Source organism: Sphingomonas sp. AC449, assembly GCF_979253475.1.
The window spans coordinates 102,388-119,481 of record NZ_CEEDCZ010000004.1; the positions used below are offsets into that span (position 1 = coordinate 102,388).

Here is a 17,094-nt window from a genome sequence, read left to right on the forward strand (position 1 = left end):
CCTTGGCGAACGAAACGCCCCTCGACCGGTTCAAGGCGGTTCTCGCCGGCACCGCGCGTGCGATCGCGGAGGAGCCCGAGGTCGAGCTCGCCTTCACCGCGGACGCGCCGGCGCAGTCGGGCAAGCACATCAAGGTGCCGATGCCCGCGCGTGCGCTGCCGCCCGAGCAGGTCGCGGAGGCACGCGGGTTCGCCGACGGGTTCGCGCTGCAGCTGAAGCATCACGACATCGCGCTGCATAATCGCGCCGCGCCGGTCGAGGCGGTCGCGCGTGCGGTGTTCGATGCGGTCGAGACCGCGCGCGTCGAGGCGCTCGGCTCGCGCGGCTATGCGGGGATCAGCGACAATCTCGCGATGGCGCTCGACGTGCGGCTGCGCGCCGATCCGATCACGCGCGCGCGCAACCGTGACGAGGTGCCGCTGTCGACCGCGCTCGGGCTGATGGTGCGCGAGCGGCTGACCGGGCAGGAATCGCCCGCGATCGCCGCCCCCGGCCTTGCACTGGTTCGCGACTGGATCGAGCAGAAGACCGATCTCGACGCGCTCGCCTATGCGATCGACGATCAGAAGACATTCCAGGGCCTTGCGCGCAAGATGCTCGAGGAGCTCGAGCTGGTCGAGGGACAGCAGGTCCCCGAAGACAGCGACGAAGACGGCTCCGAGGACGAGGGCACCGACGAGCAGCAGCAGGACGAGGGCGACGAAGGCGACGACCAGGGCGAGGACGGCCAGGGCGAAGTCGAGGCGCGCGGCGAACAGTCCGAGCAGCAGAACGAGGAAAGCGACGGCCAGGAGCAGAGCGACGAGTCGATGGACGACATTGACGGCGAGCCTGGCGATGACGGCGAGGAGGGCATGCAGCCCGTCCGCCCCAACCGGCCCTTCGCCGACATGGGCACCGCGTTCGACTACAAGCCGTGGACGACGCAGTTCGACGAGGTGGTCGCAGCGACCGAGCTGTGCGACGCCGAGGAACTGGCGCGACTGCGCGGCTATCTCGACCAGCAGCTCGTCCATCTCCAGTCCGCAGTGTCGAAGCTCGCCAACCGCCTGCAACGCCGACTGATGGCGCAGCAGTCGCGCTCGTGGGATTTCGACCAGGAGGAGGGCATTCTCGACGCGGCGCGGCTCGCCCGCGTGATCGTCAACCCGACGCTGTCGCTCAGCTACAAGGCCGAGCGCGAGACCGACTTTCGCGACACCGTCGTCACGCTGCTGATCGACAATTCGGGATCGATGCGCGGCCGCCCGATCTCGATCGCGGCGATCAGCGCGGACATCCTCGCGCGCACGCTCGAGCGGTGCGGCGTCAAGACCGAGATTCTCGGCTTTACGACGCGTGCGTGGAAGGGCGGGCAGAGCCGCGAGACGTGGCTGGCCGCCGGGCGTCCGCCGCAGCCGGGGCGGCTCAACGACATCCGCCACATCGTCTACAAGCGCGCCGACGAGCCGTGGCGGCGCGCGCGCAATTCGCTCGGGCTGATGATGCGCGAGGGGTTGCTCAAGGAGAATATCGACGGCGAGGCGCTGATGTGGGCGCACGCCCGGCTCGTCGCGCGGCCCGAGGAACGCCGCATCCTGATGGTGATCAGCGACGGCGCGCCGGTCGACGATTCGACGCTCAGCGTGAATTCGGGCTCGTATCTCGAACGCCATCTGCGTCAGGTGATCGGCTGGATCGAGACCAAGTCGCCGGTCGAACTCGTCGCGATCGGGATCGGCCACGACGTGACGCGCTATTATGCGCGTGCGGTCACGATCATGGACGTCGAGCAACTCGGCGGCACGATCATCGAACAGCTCGCCTCGCTTTTCGATACCGAGTGAGGCCGGCGTGATCGCCGCGCCGCGCGACGGGTTTCATGGTCCCGTGAAGCGGTCGATCACGATCGCAGGCCACCAGACCTCGATCAGCCTCGAGCCGATCTTCTGGCAGGCGCTCGAAACCGCCGCGCGCGGGGCAGCGCTCCCGCTGTCGGCACTCGTCGCGGAAATCGACGCGATCCGGATCAACGGCGACGATCCGCCCAACCTCGCGAGCGCGCTGCGGACGTGGCTGCTCGCACATCATCGACCGGATCACGACGCGTCGCAATGATCGCATCGCCTGCCACTGTGCGTCGTGTCGCGTCGCTGGTGGCGGGCGCGCTATTGACCAGCCCGGTATCGGCCACGCCGACGCGCGATGCTTTCGCATCGATCCCCAACGTCACGATCGCGCCCTATCTCGTCGAGGGTGACGATGCGCTGGCGGTCCGCCGGTCGATCGATTCCAGGCGACCGACCGATGCGCATGACGGGACGCGCGTCGACGCGGTCAGCAGCTGGGACATGCGCTGGAGCTGGCCGCGCACGCGCGGCGGCGGGTGCGATCTCCGTAGGGCAACGATCCGCTACACCGCCACCGTCCGGCTACCGCGTCTCGCGGCGACGGCCCGGCTGACCCCGGCCGACCGCACCGCCTGGGACCGCTATCTCGCGGCGCTCATGGTGCACGAGGTGGGGCACGTCGCCTATACCTATGACCGCCGCAGCGACGTGCTGGCAGCAATCCGCAGCGCGACGTGCGCGACCGCGGATCGCGCGGCCGGCGCGGCGCTGGCGGCGATCGACGCCTATCACATCGCCTATGACCGCGAGACCGGGCACGGCGCGACGCAGGGCGCCAGTTTCCCCTGATCCCGCGCGGCAGGTCACCGGAAGCATGTCGCCGAAATCACGCGAACGCCGCCGCCCCCTTCAGATGCTGATACGCCGCGATGACCTTCTGCAACTCCGATTCATGCGCGCGGTCGCCGCCGTTGCGATCGGGATGATAGCGCCGCACGAGCTCGCTGTAGCGCTTGCGCAGCGCCGTCCGGTCGGTGTCGGTCCCGAGCCCCAGCACGCGCAGCGACCGCCGCTCGCCGTCGGACAGCACGCGGCCATCCTTGCGCGCGCCCCCGAAACCCTGCGCCACCCGCTCGCCGAAGCGCGCGCCGATCGCGTCGATCGGATCGGCGAAGTCCGCCCATTTCGGCGGCGTGTCGCCGCCGCCATGCGCGAACGCGCGTGTCTCGCGCTCCCAGCCCGCCATCGGTCGCTGCGCATGATGGATCTCGTCCGCGGTCATCCCGTCGAAATAATTATAGCCAGCGTTGAATGCACGGACATGCTCGAGGCAGAACCAGCGGAACTGTGGCGGCCCGCCATCACTCGGCCCCTCCAGCGGTGGCGCGCGAAATTCGCCCGGCTCGGCGCAGCCCGGCCACATGCAGACGCGCCCCGTCCCTTCCACGCGGCCGTGAAACCGCGGGCTTGGGCGCTCCTTCCGGGCCTTGCGCCCGTCATCATGTCGATCGTCGTCCGCCACCGGCTCCCCGCGCTTCCAAAACGGGCTATATAGGGCGCATGACAGACCTCGCCACCGGCTCCGTACAGGACCAGATCACCGCGCGCCTCACCACCGCGCTCAACCCCACGCAGCTGACCGTCGTCAACGAGAGCGGACTTCACGCGGGCCACATGGGCGACGACGGCACGGGCGAGACGCATTTCCGCGTCGAAGTGGAAACGCCGAAGTTCGAAGGACTTAATCGTGTCGCGCGGCAGCGGCTCGTGAACCAGGCGCTCGCCGATCTGTTGAGCACGCAGATCCACGCGCTCGCCATCAAGGCCCGCGCTCCCGGGGAGCTCTGATGTCCTATATCTTGTGGTACTGGCCTTCGCTTCAGGGGCGCGGCGAGTTCGTCCGCCTCGCGCTCGAAGCCGCCGGGATCCCCTATGAGGACCGCGCGCGCCAGGTCGGCGAGGACGGGCTGATGGCAGACCTCAACGACCGCACCGGCCGCACCCCGTTCGCGCCGCCCTATCTCGAGCTGGCCGGCGCTGGAGAGGGGGGTCTGGTGATCGCGCAGGTCGCGAACATCCTGATGTATCTCGGCGAACGGCATTCGATCGCGCCGTCGACGATGGCCGACCGGCTGTGGCTCAACCAGTTGCAGCTGACGATCGCGGATCTGGTGGCGGAGGTCCACAACGTCCACCATCCGGTCGCGATGATGGACTATTACGACGACCAGAAGCCCGAGGCCGCGCGCGCCGCCAGGCAGTTCCGCGAGGAGCGCCTGCCGAAGTTCCTCGGCCATTTCGAGGATGCGGCACAGGCCAATCCGGGCGAGTGGCTGATCGACCATGCATGGAGCTATGCCGACACCTCGCTGTTCCAGATCGTCGAGGGGCTGCGCTACATGTTCCCGCAGCGAATGAAGACGCTCGAACCCGATTATCCCAACCTCGTCCGCATCCGCGACCAGGTCGCCGAGCTGCCGGGCATCAAGGCGTATCTGAAGAGCGACCGCCGGATCGCGTTCAACACCGAGGGCATCTTCCGCCACTATCCCGAACTCGACGCCGCGTGAGAGCCGCCCGCCCCGCCGCGCGCATTCTGCTCGTCGACGCGCAGGACCGCGTGCTGATGTTCCGCTTCACGCCTGACGATCGCCCGCCGCTCTGGTGCACGCCGGGCGGCGCGGTCGATCCGGGGGAGAGCTACGCCGCCGCCGCGCGTCGCGAATTATGGGAAGAGGTCGGGCTCGATATGGATTGCGGCCCCGAGGTCGCGCGCCGCGTCGTCGACTTCCGCACGTTCGAGGGCGTCGAGGTGACCGCCGACGAACGCTATTTCCGCGTCGATGTCGAGACGTGCGACGTGGCGGCGGGAAACCTGACCGATCAGGAGCGCAAGCTGCTCGTCGGTCACCGCTGGTTTTCCCGAAACGAGATCGCGGGGCATGACGAACTCCTCTATCCAGCAGACCTCGTCGAACTCCTCGACGCCACGGAGACACCCCATGCTGGATGATTTCGTCCTCCAGACCATCCTCCCCTCGACGCACGATCTGGGCGGGTTCAAGGTCCACCGCACCTTGCCGAACAAGGAGCGGACGATGGTCGGCCCGTTCCTGTTCTTCGACCAGATGGGCCCCGCGCATCTCGAGGTCGGTACGGGCATCGACGTGCGACCGCATCCGCACATCAACCTGTCGACCGTCACCTATCTGTTCGACGGCGCGATCGACCACCGTGACTCGCTCGGTACACAGGCACGGATCGAGCCCGGCGCGGTCAATCTGATGACCGCGGGCCACGGCATCGTCCATTCCGAACGCTCGCCCGGCGACGAGCGCGCGGGAGGGCCCAATCTGTCGGGTATCCAGACCTGGCTGGCGCTGCCCGAGGCGGTCGAGGAGATCGACCCTGCGTTCGAGCACGTCACCAAGGCACAGCTGCCGGTGATCGAGGCGCACGGCGCGCGCTCGCGGATCATCATGGGCAGCCTCTGGGGCCAGACCGCACCGACCACGACCTATTCGGGGACGATCTACGCCGACATCGCGCTCGATCCGGGTGCGAGCGTGCCGATCGACGCGGCCGCCGAGGAACGCGCGATCTACCTCGCGATGGGCGAGGCGACGCTTGAGGGCGTCAAGCTCGAACCGCAGGTGCTCTACGTGCTGCGCCCGGGCATCGCGGCGACGCTCCGCTCGGCGACCGGCGGCCGCGCGATGCTGTGCGGCGGCGATGCGTTCACGACGCCGCGCCACGTCTGGTGGAACTTCGTCAGCTCGAACCGCGACCGCATCGAACAGGCGAAACGCGACTGGAATGCGGGCAATTTCCCCAAGGTGCCCGGCGACGAGAAGGAATGGATCGAGATCCCGGCGATCCCGAAGACGGTCAGCTACCCCTGACCCCAGAAAATCCTCCCCCGCCAGGGGGAGGTGGATCGCACAGCGAGACGGAGGGGGAGGACACGGAACAGGTGTTTCCCTTCCCTCCCCCTCCGACGCCTTCGGCGCCACCTCCCCCTGGCGGGGGAGGATCGCGAGCGGCCCTTGTCGAGACCCCCGCTCTACCGCACACTCCTGAAACTGGCGCAGACCATGTCGGCCCCCGGACCCCGTCCAGGGCCGACGAGCGGGAGAGAGAAGACATGACCGAGCTGCAAAGCCTCCGATTATCCACCGGCGTCGACCTCGACGTCGCGATCAGCGGCGACAGGGCGAATCCGCCCGTCATCCTGCTCCACGGCTTTCCCGAATCGCACCGCACCTGGCGCCACATCGCCCCCGACCTCGCGCGCGACCATTATGTCATCGCGCCCGACCAACGGGGCTTCGCGCGCTCGTCGAAACCCCAGGGCGTCGCGAGCTACTCGCCCGACAAGATCGTCGCCGACCTGCTCGCGCTCGCCGATCACCTCAAGATCGACCGGTTCACGCTGGTCGGCCACGACTGGGGCGGCGCGATCGCGTGGATGGCCGCGCTCCAGCATCCCGACCGGATCGAGCGGTTGGTGATCGTCAACGCCCCCCACCCGCTCGTCTTCCAGCGGACGATCTTCGACGACCCCGATCAGCGCAAGGCGAGCCAGTATATCCGCCGCTTCCGCGACACGAGCATCGACCAGGGCCTGACCGGCGCGGGCCTCGAGAAATTCCTCGGCTCGACCTTCGCGCATCATGTGACGCACGCGATCGCGGGCGAGGACAAGGCCGCCTATCTCGACGAATGGTCGCAGCCGGGCGCGATGACCGCGATGCTCAACTGGTACCGCGCCAGCCCGATCGTCGTCCCCGCGATGGACGAGACCCCGCCGCGCCCCGCCTTTCTCGACGCGCCCTTCCCGCCGATGCGGATGCCGGTGCTGGTGATCTGGGGCATGCGCGACGCCGCGCTGCTGCCAAGCCAGCTCGACCTTGCCGACTATGTGCCCGAGCTGACGATCGAAAAGATCGATGCCGGGCATTTCGTCCCCTGGGAAAAGCCCGAGGCGGTGATCGCGGCGATGCGCCGCTGGGCCATCTGATAAAGCCCCCTCGTCATCCTGACGAAAGTCAGGACCCAGAGCCACCAGCGCTGTCCCAAGTAACTCTGGATCCTGACTTTCGTCAGAATGACGGTAGCGGTGGAGCGCATCGCCATCACCTGTCTGTTGCCTGACCACCGCATTCTGAAAGCGTTCAGCGGCGCGGGAGCAAATCCCCTGTCATGCCGTTTGGTACGGCGTCGAAGACAGGAGAGCAGTCATGCGTAAGATGATCCTCGCGGCCGTTGCCGCCGCCACCTTGGTTCCCACGTTCGCCACCGCACAAAGCTATGGCGAAGCCCGCCGCAGCGACCGCGAAGTCCGCCAGAGCCAGCGCGAACTCCAGCAGGCGCGCCGTTTCGGCGACCGCGGCGACGTCCGCGATGCCCGCCGCGAGCTGCGCGAAGACCGGCAGGAGCGCCGCGAGGACTGGCGCGACTATCGCCGCAGCCACGCCAACGTCTATCGCCGCCCCGCCTATGTCGGCCCGCGCGGCTATCGCTATCGCCCGGTCAACGTCGGCTATCGGTTCGCACCAAGCTATTACGGTCGCCAGTACTGGATCAACGACTATCAGACCTATCGCCTGCCCCGTCCGGGCTATGGCTATCAGCGCTGGGTTCGCTACGGCCGCGACGTCGTCCTGGTCGACACGCGCAACGGCCGCGTTGCACAGGTCAACAACGGCTTCTTCTACTGAGCAGCCACGACGGCCCGGGAGCAATCCCGGGCCGTTTGCCTATTCATACGCCCCCCGCCGCATGACGTAATCGCGCGTCTCGTAGGGCGGCGGCAGCGCCTCGACCCAGGCGCCATGCGCATGCGTCAGCGCCACCAGCTCCATCCCCGCCGCGCCCGGCCAGCCCTGGACGCGGACCTCGTGCCGGTGGAGGTCGCGATTGGGCTCCATCATCACCCAGCCAAGCGGCCGCTCGACCGTCGCCCGCTCGCCCGCCGCCGCCATCGCCGCGCGGATCCGCGCACGCCCCGGGGGCGGCAGATATTGCCACACCACCGAATGCATCAGCACGCGCGTGACGCCCGCCGCCTGTGGCTCGGCCAGCTGCGCCTCGACCCAGTCGGCCGCATCGCCGCGGACCAGATCGACGCCGCGCTCGTGCACCATCGAAATCGCCGCGGCGAGTCGCGCCTGCCGCTCGGCCGCATCGACCCAGACATAGGCCTCCAGCCGCGTTGCCGCGTCGGGTGCCGCGAGATCGACCGGCTGGATATCGACACCGCGCGTCGAGCGGATCGCGACCCGCGCACCGGGCGCCGCGACACCGCGCCACTCTGGCCGGATCGTCAGCGGCGACTCGTCCGGCCCCACCATCACCCCGCCCAGATCGAACCGATAGCGATCGATCAGCAGGTTCAGCCCCGCGCTTGATCCAATCTCGAGCACCTCGAACGCCGGTCCGTAGCGCGCCGCCAGATGCAACAGCCCGGTCATCAGCCCGGCCGACCGCCCCGCCTCGTTCGTCTGCGGCGGCCCGTCGAGCCACGGCAGCAACACCGCGTCCTGCATCCGGAGCGTCGCGCGCAGGATCGCGATCACGCGTGCGGGATCGGCCTCCGCGCCTGAAAACACCGTCGACAGCGGCGGATCGATGCCCGCGCGGTGCAGCGCATGCAGCCCGCCGACCAGCCGCAACGCGAGCGCATCCGCCACGGGTTCGCCCGGCCAGTCGAGCACCCGGCGCCCCGTCGCGCTCTCGCGATCGACCGCTTCGACCAGCGCGGTGCAGACGCGCGCGGTGATCGGCGCCGCCATCGCGCGGCAATAGTCCGCCTGGATGCGGAAGGAGTCGCGGTTCGCAGTCTCGTCGGCCATGCGCAGGTTGTTGCACCCGCCAAGCGCCACCCGTAAAGCCCGGCGCGTGCCAGACTCCCAGATCATCATCGCCGTCCCCAAGGGACGCATCCTCGCCGAGGCTTTGCCGCTGCTCGCCCGTGCCGGCATCCATCCCGAGGCGGCGTTTTCGGACGGGGACAGCCGCGCGCTCCGCTTCGCGACGAACGATCCCGACATCTCGCTGATCCGCGTCCGCGCGTTCGACGTCGCGACCTTCGTCGCGCACGGTGCGGCACAGCTCGGCATCGTCGGGTCGGACGTGATCGCGGAATTCGGCTATTCCGAGCTCTACGCACCCGTCGATCTCGGCATCGGCCATTGCCGGCTGTCGGTCGCCGAACCCACCGCGATGGCGGCCAAGGACGATCCGCGCGGCTGGAGCCATGTCCGCGTCGCGACCAAATACCCGCACGTCACCGCCGCGCACTTCGCCGCCCGCGGCGTCCAGGCCGAATGCGTCAAGCTGAACGGCGCGATGGAGCTCGCGCCCACGCTCGACCTCGCCCCGCGCATCGTCGACTTGGTCTCGTCGGGCCGTACGCTGAAGGAAAACGGCCTCGTCGAGGTCGAGACGATCATGGAGGTCACCAGCCGCCTGATCGTCAACCGCGCCGCGATGAAGACGCGCGCGCGCGTCGTGCCTCTGGTCGAGGCGTTCCGCCGCGCCGTCGAGCAGGAGCAGGCCGCATGATCCGCCTTGCCACCACCGACGCCGACTTCGCCGAGCGCTTCACCGCGCTCGTCGAGGATCGCCGCGAATCGGACGCAGGCGTCACGCAGGACGTCGCCGCGATCATCGCGTCCGTCCGCCGCGACGGCGAGACCGCGATCCGCGACCTGACGCAGAAGCACGACCGCCATGATCTCGAAGCGACCGGCTGGCAGATCGACGCCGCCGACTGCAAGGCCGCGTTCGACGCGCTCGAGCCCGAGCTGCGCACCGCGCTCGAACTCGCCGCGACGCGGATCCGCGCCTATCACGAGAAGCAGCGGCCGCTCGACAGCGACTCGGTCGATTCGGCGGGTGTCCGGCTCGGCGCGCGGTGGCTGCCGGTCGACGCCGCCGGGATCTACGTCCCCGGTGGCCGTGCGGCCTATCCCTCGTCGCTGCTGATGAACGCGATCCCCGCCAAGGTCGCAGGCGTCGGCCGTCTCGCGATGGTCACCCCGACCCCGGCCGGCCAGATCAACCCGCTCGTCCTCGCCGCCGCGCATCTCGCGGGCGTCGACGAGGTCTGGCGTGTCGGTGGCGCACAGGCCGTCGCCGCGCTTGCCTATGGCGCCGGTCGGATCGCGCCCGTCGACGTGATCACCGGCCCCGGCAACGCCTGGGTCGCGGAGGCCAAGCGCCAGGTCTACGGCGTCGTCGGCATCGACATGGTCGCAGGGCCGTCCGAGATCGTCGTCGTCGCGGATGCGCTCAACGACCCCGAATGGACCGCCGCCGACCTGCTCAGCCAGGCCGAGCACGACACGACGACGCAGTCGATTCTGTTCACCGACGACGCAGGCTTTGCCGACAAGGTCGCCGCCGCGGTCGATCGGCAGCTCAGCGACCTCGCCACCGAAGCGGTCGCGCGCGTCGCCTGGGATGCGAACGGCGCGATCATCGTCGTCGACACGCTGGCGGACGCGATCCCGCTCGTCGACCGGCTCGCCGCCGAGCATCTCCAGCTTGCGATTCCCGACCCGCAGGGCTTTTTCGACCGCATCCGGCACGCGGGCTCGGTGTTCCTCGGCCGCTACACCCCGGAGGCGATCGGCGATTACGTCGCTGGCCCGAACCACGTCCTCCCCACCGGCCGCCGCGCGCGATTCGCCAGCGGGTTGTCGGTGCTCGACTTCATGAAGCGCACCAGCTTCCTCGCGCTCGACGAAGCCGCGCTGCGCGAACTCGGCCCCGCAACCGTCGCCCTCGCCAACGCGGAGGGCCTCCCCGCCCACGCGAAATCAGTCGCGCTGCGGCTTCGCCTCAACAGTTAGATTTGTTCGCGCAAAGGCGCAAAGGCGCGAAGACGCGCACGCTGCGTACCGGCCGGCATGACAACGGCCGGCGGTGATGACGCTTCGCCTGCGGCGCGACAAAGGCTCTTCGCGCCTTTGCGCCTTCGCGTGAACAAACCCTTCTCCCTTCAGCACGACGCGAAGGGCTGACACGCAAGCCCCCCGCGCGTACAGGCAACCGCTTATGTCCAGAACCGCCCCCCGCACAAAGGCGCGTGCCGCCGCGCGTCTCGCCGCCGTCCAGGCGACCTATCAGCATGAGATGGAGGGCACCGCGATGCCCGTCCTGCTCAACGAATTCCACCAGCACCGGCTCGGCGCGACGATCGAAGACGTCGAATATGCCGAAGCGGACGTCGATTTCTTCGACGATCTGGTCACCGGCGCGAATGCCCGCAGCGGCGAGATCGACCTGCTGATCGAGGGCAAGCTCGCCAAGGGCTGGACGCTCGCGCGGCTCGACAAGCCGATGAAGGCGATCATCCGCGTCGGCACCTACGAGCTGCTGGCGCGCAAGGACGTACCGGTCGCCGCGGTGATCAGCGAATATGTCGACGTCGCGCATGCCTTCTACGACAAGCGCGAATCGGGCTTCGTCAACGGCCTGCTCGACGGCATCGCGAAAGAGGTGCGGAAGTAATCTATCGTCATCCTGGGCTCGACCCAGGATCCAGAGTGACGGCGCGCATCGTTCGTGGCTCTGGGTCCTGACTTTCGTCAGGATGACGGGGGTGTTTGGGGAGCGGGAATGACCGAAGCCGAGTTCATCGCCGCGCTCCGACGCGTCCCGCTTCACCCAGCGGCGCGAGGCCTCAACGACGACACAGCGCTGCTCGATGCGGGCCCGCTGGTCGTCACCACCGACACGCTCGTCGAAGGCGTGCATTACCTCCCCACCGACCCGCCGCAGGACGTCGCGTGGAAGCTGGTCGCGACCAACCTCTCGGACCTTGCCGCCAAAGGGGCAATCCCCGAGGGGATCCTCCTCAACTACCCGTTGCGCGACGACGCGTGGGACCGCGCCTTTTTGGGCGGACTTGCCGACGTCCTGGCTGCGTTCGACACCCGGATCATCGGCGGCGATACCGTCACGCTGCCCGCAGGCGCGCCCCGCATCCTCACCGTCACCGCATTCGGCAGCAACGCCACCGCCCCGGTGCGCAGCGGCGCGAAGGCGGGCGACGCGCTCTATGTCACCGGTACGATCGGTGACGCGGGCGCGGGGCTCGCCATCGCGCGCGGCAAGGACGGCCCGCCCGAGCTCCTCGCCGCGTACCGGCGCCCGCAGCCGCGGCTTGCCGATGGTCGCATCCTTGCCCCGCATGTCCATGCGATGATGGACGTCTCCGACGGGTTGCTGATCGACGCCGCCCGGATGGCACGCGCGAGCGGCCTCGCGGTGGCGATCGACCTCGACTGCGTGCCGTTGTCGGCCGCCTATCGCGCGGTCTCGGGGGACCGGATCGCGGCGGCGACCGCGGGCGACGATTATCAGCTGCTGTTCGCAGCGCCCGCAGACTTCGTCACCGACGCGACCCGGATCGGAAGGTTCGCGCCCGGCGCCGGGCTGACGCTGCACGACTCGGGCGCGCCCGTCGCGCTTCCCGAAAGCCTTGGCTACGAACACCGCCCGTCTGCATAACTTGCGCAATGTCCCCGCACTGATAGGCTCCTCCAATCGGGACTCGGCAAAGCCGTGACCGGGGAGGAACTGAAAAAGGGATAGTGCCGTATGACGACCGTCTATTTGGCCATGATCTGCGGCGTCATCGCCGTCCTATATGGCTTCGTCACCAGTCGACAGGTGCTTGCCGCCTCCCCCGGTAACGAAAAGATGCAGGACATCGCCGCCGCCATTCAGGAGGGCGCGAAGGCCTATCTCGGACGGCAATACACCACGATCGCGATCGTCGGCGTCATCGTCGCGGCGATCCTGCTGTTCAGCCTCGGCATGATCTCGACGATCGGCTTCGTCATCGGCGCAGTGCTGTCGGGCGTCGCGGGCTATGTCGGCATGAACATCTCGGTGCGCGCGAACGTCCGGACCGCCGAGGCCGCGCGCACGTCGCTGCAGGCCGGGCTGACGATGGCGTTCCGCTCAGGCGCAGTCACGGGCATGCTCGTGGCGGGTCTCGGGCTGCTCGCGATCAGCGTGTTCTTCTGGTATCTTACCGGCCCCGCGGGCCATGCGCCCAACGACCGGATCATCGTCGAAGCGCTCACCGCGCTCGCGTTCGGCGCGTCGCTGATCTCGATCTTCGCGCGTCTGGGCGGCGGCATCTTCACCAAAGCGGCGGACGTCGGCGCGGATCTGGTCGGCAAGGTCGAGGCGGGCATCCCCGAGGACGACCCCCGCAACCCCGCGGTCATCGCGGATAACGTCGGCGACAATGTCGGCGACTGCGCGGGCATGGCTGCCGATCTGTTCGAGACCTATGTCGTCACGCTGGGCGTCACGATGATCTCGATCGCACTGCTGATCCAGGCGAGCGGTGCCGAGCTGATGCGGCTGATGACTCTCCCGCTGCTCGTCGGCGGGGTGTGCATCGTCACCTCGATCATCGGCACCTACATGGTCCGCCTCGGCGGCGGCAGCATCATGGGCGCGCTGTACAAGGGCTTCTTCACCTCGACGATCCTGTCGATCCCGGCGATCTATCTCGCCACGCAATATGTGCTCGGCGACCTCCACCGCGTGATCGGCGGCGCAGGTTTCCTCGATCCCGCCACCGACGACCTGACGACTCAGGCCGCGCCGTCGCTGACGCAGAGCTTCACGGGCATGGACCTGTTCTGGTCGATGATGATCGGTCTCGTCGTCACCGGGCTGATCGTGTGGATCACCGAATATTACACCGGCACCAACCACCGCCCGGTCAAGAGCATCGCCAGAGCGTCGGAAACCGGCCACGGCACCAACGTCATCCAGGGTCTCGCGATCAGCCTCGAATCGACCGCGCTGCCGACGCTCGTCATCGTCGTCGCGGTGATCGTCGCCTATCAGCTCGCCGGGATCATCGGCATCGCCTTTGCCGCCACCGCGATGCTCGCCCAGGCCGGCATGGTCGTCGCGCTCGACGCCTACGGCCCCGTCACCGACAATGCGGGCGGGATCGCCGAGATGGCGGGCCTGCCCGACGACGTTCGCCAGAAGACCGACGCACTCGACGCGGTCGGCAACACGACGAAGGCGGTGACCAAGGGCTATGCGATCGGCTCGGCGGGGCTCGCCGCGCTCGTCCTGTTCGGCGCCTACACGACCGACCTCGCGACCTATTTCCCCGACGTCACGGTCGATTTCAGCCTCAGCAATCCGTATGTCATCGTCGGGCTGCTGCTCGGCGCGCTGCTCCCCTATCTGTTCGGCGCGTTCGGGATGACCGCGGTCGGTCGTGCCGCCGGCGCGGTCGTCGAGGAGGTCCGCGAGCAGTTCCGCACCAACCCCGGCATCATGCTCGGCACCAGCCGCCCGGACTATGCGCGCACCGTCGATCTCGTCACCAAGGCGGCGATCCGAGAGATGATCGTGCCCTCGCTGCTCCCGGTACTCTCCCCGATCGCGGTGTATTTCATCATCACCGCGGTCGCCGGCCAGGCCTCGGGTTTCGCGTCGCTCGGCGCGATGTTGCTCGGCGTGATCGTCTCGGGGCTGTTCGTCGCGATCTCGATGACGAGCGGCGGCGGCGCGTGGGACAATGCCAAGAAATATATCGAGGACGGCAATCACGGCGGCAAGGGCAGCGAAGCGCACAAGGCCGCGGTGACCGGCGACACCGTCGGCGATCCCTACAAGGACACCGCCGGTCCCGCGGTGAACCCGATGATCAAGATCACCAACATCGTCGCCCTCCTGCTGCTCGCGGCGCTGGCGGGCGGCGGGGTCGGCTGAGCACTCGCATCGACCCGCCGGGCCCGGCTCGAATCCGTTGCATCTCCGGTTGCGCCTGTTCGAACGCTGGGTCATCGTGCGGGTCGACAGGTATCCGGGGGGATCAAGATGAAGAGTCGAACGCCAGCTCTGGCGCGCGTTGCAGCCATGGCGCTCACATTGATCGCCGGGCCGGCCGGCGCGTCATCCGCTTCGCCGCCGGCGGCGTCGCCCTCGCCGGAACCGGCGAGGATCGACGCCAGGGAAGCCGCAAGCCTGTTCGGCGCGCGCGAACGGATCATCGATGCCAGCCTGTCTCCCGATGGCACCAAGATCGCGTTGGTCGTACCTGGGCCAAAGCAATCGACAGTCGTCCAGATGCTCGACCTCAAGACCGGCTCGGCAAAACCCGTGAATTTCGCCAACGGCGATCCGATGACGCTGACGGGTTGTGGCTGGGCCTCCGACACCCGGCTGGTCTGCACGCTCTACGGCGTGTCCAATCAGAATACGGGGGGCTGGCTCGCCTATCAGCGGTTGATCGCGATGGACGCCGATGGTGCCAATCCCGTTCCGCTCGGCGCACGTGAAAAGGTCCAGAACTGGGCGCAACAGTCCGACGGCTATGTCATCGACTGGCGCGACGGCAAGTCCGACACCGTCCTGCTCACGCGCAACTATCTGCCGTCGCGGTCCGACGGCATGCGTGCGGGGGGCATGGCGAACGGTCTCGGCGTCGACCTGCTCGATACCCGCACCGGCAAGGTCGCGCATGTCGAAAGCGCCAATGCCAGGGCCGGGGCCTATCTCGGCGATGGTCTGGGGACCGTCCGGATCATGTCGCTCGATAGCGTCAGGATGGGGGGCGAGACCCGTGGCATCACCGAATTCGTCTATCGTGTTGCGGGGTCGCGCGACTGGCGCCCGTTCAGCACCTATTCGGCGGTTTCGAACGGCGGTGCCTATCCGATCGCGGTCGATGGGACCGCCAACGCCGCCTACACGTTGAAAAAGACCAATGGACGCGACGCGCTCTACCGTGTCGCGCTCGACGGCAGCATGAAGGAGGATCTCGTCTATGCCGATCCGCAGGTCGATGTCGGCGGCATCATCCGCGTCGGGCGGCGCGGGCGGATCGTCGGCGCGACCTATTCCACCGACGTTCCGCACACCGCGTATTTCGACACCGACTATCAGAAGCTGATCACATCGCTCGGCCGCGCGATGCCCAAACTGCCGCTGATCCGCGTCGTCGATTCGAGCGCCGACGAACAGGTCCATCTTATCCATGCGTCGAGCGACACCGATCCCGGCCGCTATTTCCTGTACGATGCCAAGCGCAAGAGCCTGACCCCGGTCGGGCAGGATCGCCCCGAACTTTCGGGGATCGCGCTCGGCACCGTTCGCTCGATTACCTACAAGGCGGCGGACGGAACGATGATTCCCGCCTATCTGACGATGCCCCCCGCGGGGAGTGCCAAGGGGCTTCCCGCGATTGTCTTGCCGCATGGCGGCCCGGCGGCGCGCGACGAATGGGGCTTCGACTGGCTCGCACAATTCTTCGTCAATCGCGGCTATGCGGTGATCCAGCCCAATTATCGCGGGTCGGCGGGGTTCGGGCAGGACTGGTTCCAGGAAAACGGGTTCAAATCGTGGAAGACCGCAATCGGTGACGTCAACGACGCGGGTCGATGGCTGGTCAGCGAGGGCATCGCCGATCCCGCCAGGCTCGCGATCGTCGGCTGGTCCTATGGGGGGTATGCCGCGTTGCAGGCCAACGTCGTCGACCCGATGCTGTTCAAGGCCGTCATCGCGATCGCGCCCGTCACGGACCTCGGCATGCTGCGCGGCGAGAAGGTGGGCTTTACGAACACCACGCTCGCCCGCAACTATATCGGCGACGGCCCGCACCTGATCGAAGGATCGCCTGCGCGTCATCCTGCCAAATTCATCGCGCCGGTGCTGATGTTTCACGGCGCAAAGGACATCAACGTCGATGTCGCCGAGTCCCGGATGATGGACAAGCAGCTCCGCAGTGCCGGCAAGAGGAGCGAACTCGTCGTGTATCCCGCGATCGACCACCAGCTTCGCGATTCGGACGTACGCGTCGACATGCTCACGCGCGCCGACGCATTCCTCGCGGCCGCGCTGAAACGGTGATCGGCAGACCGACTGGCGCGCGTGCGGTCATCGCGACCACACCCGTTCGGGGCATGCTTCCCTTTTTCGCGAACCTGCGGTAAGGGCGCTCATCCCGAAATTCCCCCAATTCAGAGATTATATTTGGCCAAGGAAGAACTGCTCGAGATGCGCGGCCGCGTGGTGGAACTGCTCCCCAACGCGATGTTCCGTGTACAGCTCGAAAACGACCACGAAATTCTCGGTCACACCGCCGGCAAGATGCGCAAGAACCGCATCCGCGTCCTGGTCGGTGACGAGGTGCTGTGCGAGCTCACGCCCTATGATCTGACCAAGGGTCGCATCACCTACCGCTTCAAATAAGCACCGCCCGCGGCCT

The 17,094-nt window shown here is 67.8% G+C and carries 18 protein-coding genes; 16 read left to right on the forward strand and 2 right to left on the reverse strand.

Going from position 1 to position 17,094, the window contains the following annotated elements; translation table 11 throughout:
* The first annotated feature begins 2 nt into the window (after window positions 1-2).
* The 3 genes from cobT to AC0CH3_RS09135 are packed head-to-tail and all read left to right on the forward strand — an operon-like array spanning window position 3 to window position 2,678.
* A complete protein-coding gene (cobT, locus tag AC0CH3_RS09125) occupies window positions 3-1,826 on the forward strand; it encodes a cobaltochelatase subunit CobT (protein WP_354303252.1) in 1,824 nt (607 codons plus the stop codon).
* A 7-nt stretch (window positions 1,827-1,833) separates the two neighbouring features.
* Window positions 1,834-2,097, forward strand: a complete 264-nt coding sequence (locus tag AC0CH3_RS09130; RefSeq protein WP_354303254.1) for a ribbon-helix-helix domain-containing protein — start codon at window positions 1,834-1,836, stop codon at window positions 2,095-2,097.
* Window positions 2,094-2,678 carry a DUF922 domain-containing protein gene (locus AC0CH3_RS09135; RefSeq protein ID WP_465237794.1) on the forward strand — a complete coding sequence of 195 codons (585 nt, stop codon included), beginning with the start codon at window positions 2,094-2,096 and terminating at the stop codon, window positions 2,676-2,678. The genes AC0CH3_RS09130 and AC0CH3_RS09135 overlap by 4 nt, the downstream gene beginning before the upstream one ends.
* A 37-nt stretch (window positions 2,679-2,715) precedes the next feature.
* Here the strand turns inward: AC0CH3_RS09135 and AC0CH3_RS09140 are convergent, their stop codons facing one another.
* Window positions 2,716-3,252 (reverse strand): J domain-containing protein, encoded by a 537-nt coding sequence (locus AC0CH3_RS09140; protein ID WP_082445926.1) that lies wholly within the window; start codon window positions 3,250-3,252, stop codon window positions 2,716-2,718.
* Between the two features lie 137 nt (window positions 3,253-3,389).
* On the opposite strand from AC0CH3_RS09140, the gene AC0CH3_RS09145 reads away from it, so the two are divergent.
* From AC0CH3_RS09145 to AC0CH3_RS09170, 6 genes are all read left to right on the forward strand, one after another.
* Window positions 3,390-3,677 carry a BolA family protein gene (locus AC0CH3_RS09145; protein ID WP_354303258.1) on the forward strand — a complete coding sequence of 96 codons (288 nt, stop codon included), beginning with the start codon at window positions 3,390-3,392 and terminating at the stop codon, window positions 3,675-3,677.
* The gene (locus AC0CH3_RS09150) at window positions 3,677-4,399 is read left to right on the forward strand and encodes a glutathione S-transferase (RefSeq protein WP_354303260.1); all 723 of its coding nucleotides are present in this window, start codon (window positions 3,677-3,679) and stop codon (window positions 4,397-4,399) included. Before AC0CH3_RS09145 ends, AC0CH3_RS09150 begins: the two co-directional genes overlap by 1 nt.
* A 56-nt stretch (window positions 4,400-4,455) precedes the next feature.
* Window positions 4,456-4,842: an NUDIX hydrolase gene (locus tag AC0CH3_RS09155; protein ID WP_457325968.1), complete on the forward strand. Its 387-nt coding sequence runs from the start codon at window positions 4,456-4,458 to the stop codon at window positions 4,840-4,842.
* On the forward strand, window positions 4,832-5,731 hold the full coding sequence (locus AC0CH3_RS09160; RefSeq protein WP_333995997.1) for a pirin family protein: 900 nt from the start codon (window positions 4,832-4,834) through the stop codon (window positions 5,729-5,731). The genes AC0CH3_RS09155 and AC0CH3_RS09160 overlap by 11 nt, the downstream gene beginning before the upstream one ends.
* Before the next feature lie 242 nt (window positions 5,732-5,973).
* Window positions 5,974-6,849 (forward strand): alpha/beta fold hydrolase, encoded by an 876-nt coding sequence (locus tag AC0CH3_RS09165; protein WP_354303264.1) that lies wholly within the window; start codon window positions 5,974-5,976, stop codon window positions 6,847-6,849.
* A 220-nt stretch (window positions 6,850-7,069) separates the two neighbouring features.
* Complete coding sequence (locus AC0CH3_RS09170; protein ID WP_354303266.1) at window positions 7,070-7,549, forward strand: RcnB family protein; 480 nt, start codon at window positions 7,070-7,072, stop codon at window positions 7,547-7,549.
* Window positions 7,550-7,588: 39 nt separating this feature from the next.
* On the opposite strand, the gene AC0CH3_RS09175 is transcribed toward AC0CH3_RS09170, so the two are convergent.
* Window positions 7,589-8,683, reverse strand: coding sequence for a DUF2332 domain-containing protein (locus tag AC0CH3_RS09175; RefSeq protein ID WP_354303268.1), 1,095 nt, complete (start codon window positions 8,681-8,683; stop codon window positions 7,589-7,591).
* Window positions 8,684-8,729: 46 nt separating this feature from the next.
* Between AC0CH3_RS09175 and hisG the strand changes: the two genes are divergently transcribed.
* The 7 genes from hisG (at window position 8,730) to infA (ending at window position 17,078) form a co-directional block, all read left to right on the forward strand.
* A complete protein-coding gene (gene hisG / locus AC0CH3_RS09180) occupies window positions 8,730-9,395 on the forward strand; it encodes an ATP phosphoribosyltransferase (protein WP_465237795.1) in 666 nt (221 codons plus the stop codon).
* On the forward strand, window positions 9,392-10,687 hold the full coding sequence (gene hisD, locus AC0CH3_RS09185; protein ID WP_354303270.1) for a histidinol dehydrogenase: 1,296 nt from the start codon (window positions 9,392-9,394) through the stop codon (window positions 10,685-10,687). Before hisG ends, hisD begins: the two co-directional genes overlap by 4 nt.
* Before the next feature lie 205 nt (window positions 10,688-10,892).
* Window positions 10,893-11,348, forward strand: a complete 456-nt coding sequence (gene nusB / locus AC0CH3_RS09190) for a transcription antitermination factor NusB (protein WP_354303272.1) — start codon at window positions 10,893-10,895, stop codon at window positions 11,346-11,348.
* A gap of 108 nt (window positions 11,349-11,456) precedes the next feature.
* The gene (gene thiL / locus AC0CH3_RS09195) at window positions 11,457-12,350 is read left to right on the forward strand and encodes a thiamine-phosphate kinase (protein WP_354303274.1); all 894 of its coding nucleotides are present in this window, start codon (window positions 11,457-11,459) and stop codon (window positions 12,348-12,350) included.
* 90 nt (window positions 12,351-12,440) lie between these two features.
* A complete protein-coding gene (locus AC0CH3_RS09200) occupies window positions 12,441-14,597 on the forward strand; it encodes a sodium-translocating pyrophosphatase (protein ID WP_354303276.1) in 2,157 nt (718 codons plus the stop codon).
* A gap of 108 nt (window positions 14,598-14,705) precedes the next feature.
* Window positions 14,706-16,736, forward strand: coding sequence for an alpha/beta hydrolase family protein (locus AC0CH3_RS09205; protein ID WP_354303277.1), 2,031 nt, complete (start codon window positions 14,706-14,708; stop codon window positions 16,734-16,736).
* A 123-nt stretch (window positions 16,737-16,859) separates the two neighbouring features.
* Window positions 16,860-17,078, forward strand: coding sequence for a translation initiation factor IF-1 (gene infA, locus AC0CH3_RS09210; RefSeq protein WP_031441079.1), 219 nt, complete (start codon window positions 16,860-16,862; stop codon window positions 17,076-17,078).
* Window positions 17,079-17,094 lie beyond the last annotated feature (16 nt).

Bases quoted from the DNA above. Each gene is read 5' to 3' on its own strand.
- AC0CH3_RS09165 (WP_354303264.1), top strand. From the start codon at position 5,974: ATGACCGAGCTGCAAAGCCTCCGATTATCCACCGGCGTCGACCTCGAC.
- thiL (WP_354303274.1), top strand. From the start codon at position 11,457: ATGACCGAAGCCGAGTTCATCGCCGCGCTCCGACGCGTCCCGCTTCAC.
- hisD (WP_354303270.1), top strand. From the start codon at position 9,392: ATGATCCGCCTTGCCACCACCGACGCCGACTTCGCCGAGCGCTTCACC.
- AC0CH3_RS09135 (WP_465237794.1), top strand. From the start codon at position 2,094: ATGATCGCATCGCCTGCCACTGTGCGTCGTGTCGCGTCGCTGGTGGCG.
- AC0CH3_RS09155 (WP_457325968.1), top strand. From the start codon at position 4,456: ATGTTCCGCTTCACGCCTGACGATCGCCCGCCGCTCTGGTGCACGCCG.
- AC0CH3_RS09140 (WP_082445926.1), bottom strand. From the start codon at position 3,252: ATGTGGCCGGGCTGCGCCGAGCCGGGCGAATTTCGCGCGCCACCGCTG.
- AC0CH3_RS09200 (WP_354303276.1), top strand. From the start codon at position 12,441: ATGACGACCGTCTATTTGGCCATGATCTGCGGCGTCATCGCCGTCCTA.
- nusB (WP_354303272.1), top strand. From the start codon at position 10,893: ATGTCCAGAACCGCCCCCCGCACAAAGGCGCGTGCCGCCGCGCGTCTC.
- AC0CH3_RS09175 (WP_354303268.1), bottom strand. From the start codon at position 8,683: ATGGCCGACGAGACTGCGAACCGCGACTCCTTCCGCATCCAGGCGGAC.
- AC0CH3_RS09145 (WP_354303258.1), top strand. From the start codon at position 3,390: ATGACAGACCTCGCCACCGGCTCCGTACAGGACCAGATCACCGCGCGC.
- AC0CH3_RS09205 (WP_354303277.1), top strand. From the start codon at position 14,706: ATGAAGAGTCGAACGCCAGCTCTGGCGCGCGTTGCAGCCATGGCGCTC.
- AC0CH3_RS09160 (WP_333995997.1), top strand. From the start codon at position 4,832: ATGCTGGATGATTTCGTCCTCCAGACCATCCTCCCCTCGACGCACGAT.
- AC0CH3_RS09150 (WP_354303260.1), top strand. From the start codon at position 3,677: ATGTCCTATATCTTGTGGTACTGGCCTTCGCTTCAGGGGCGCGGCGAG.
- AC0CH3_RS09170 (WP_354303266.1), top strand. From the start codon at position 7,070: ATGCGTAAGATGATCCTCGCGGCCGTTGCCGCCGCCACCTTGGTTCCC.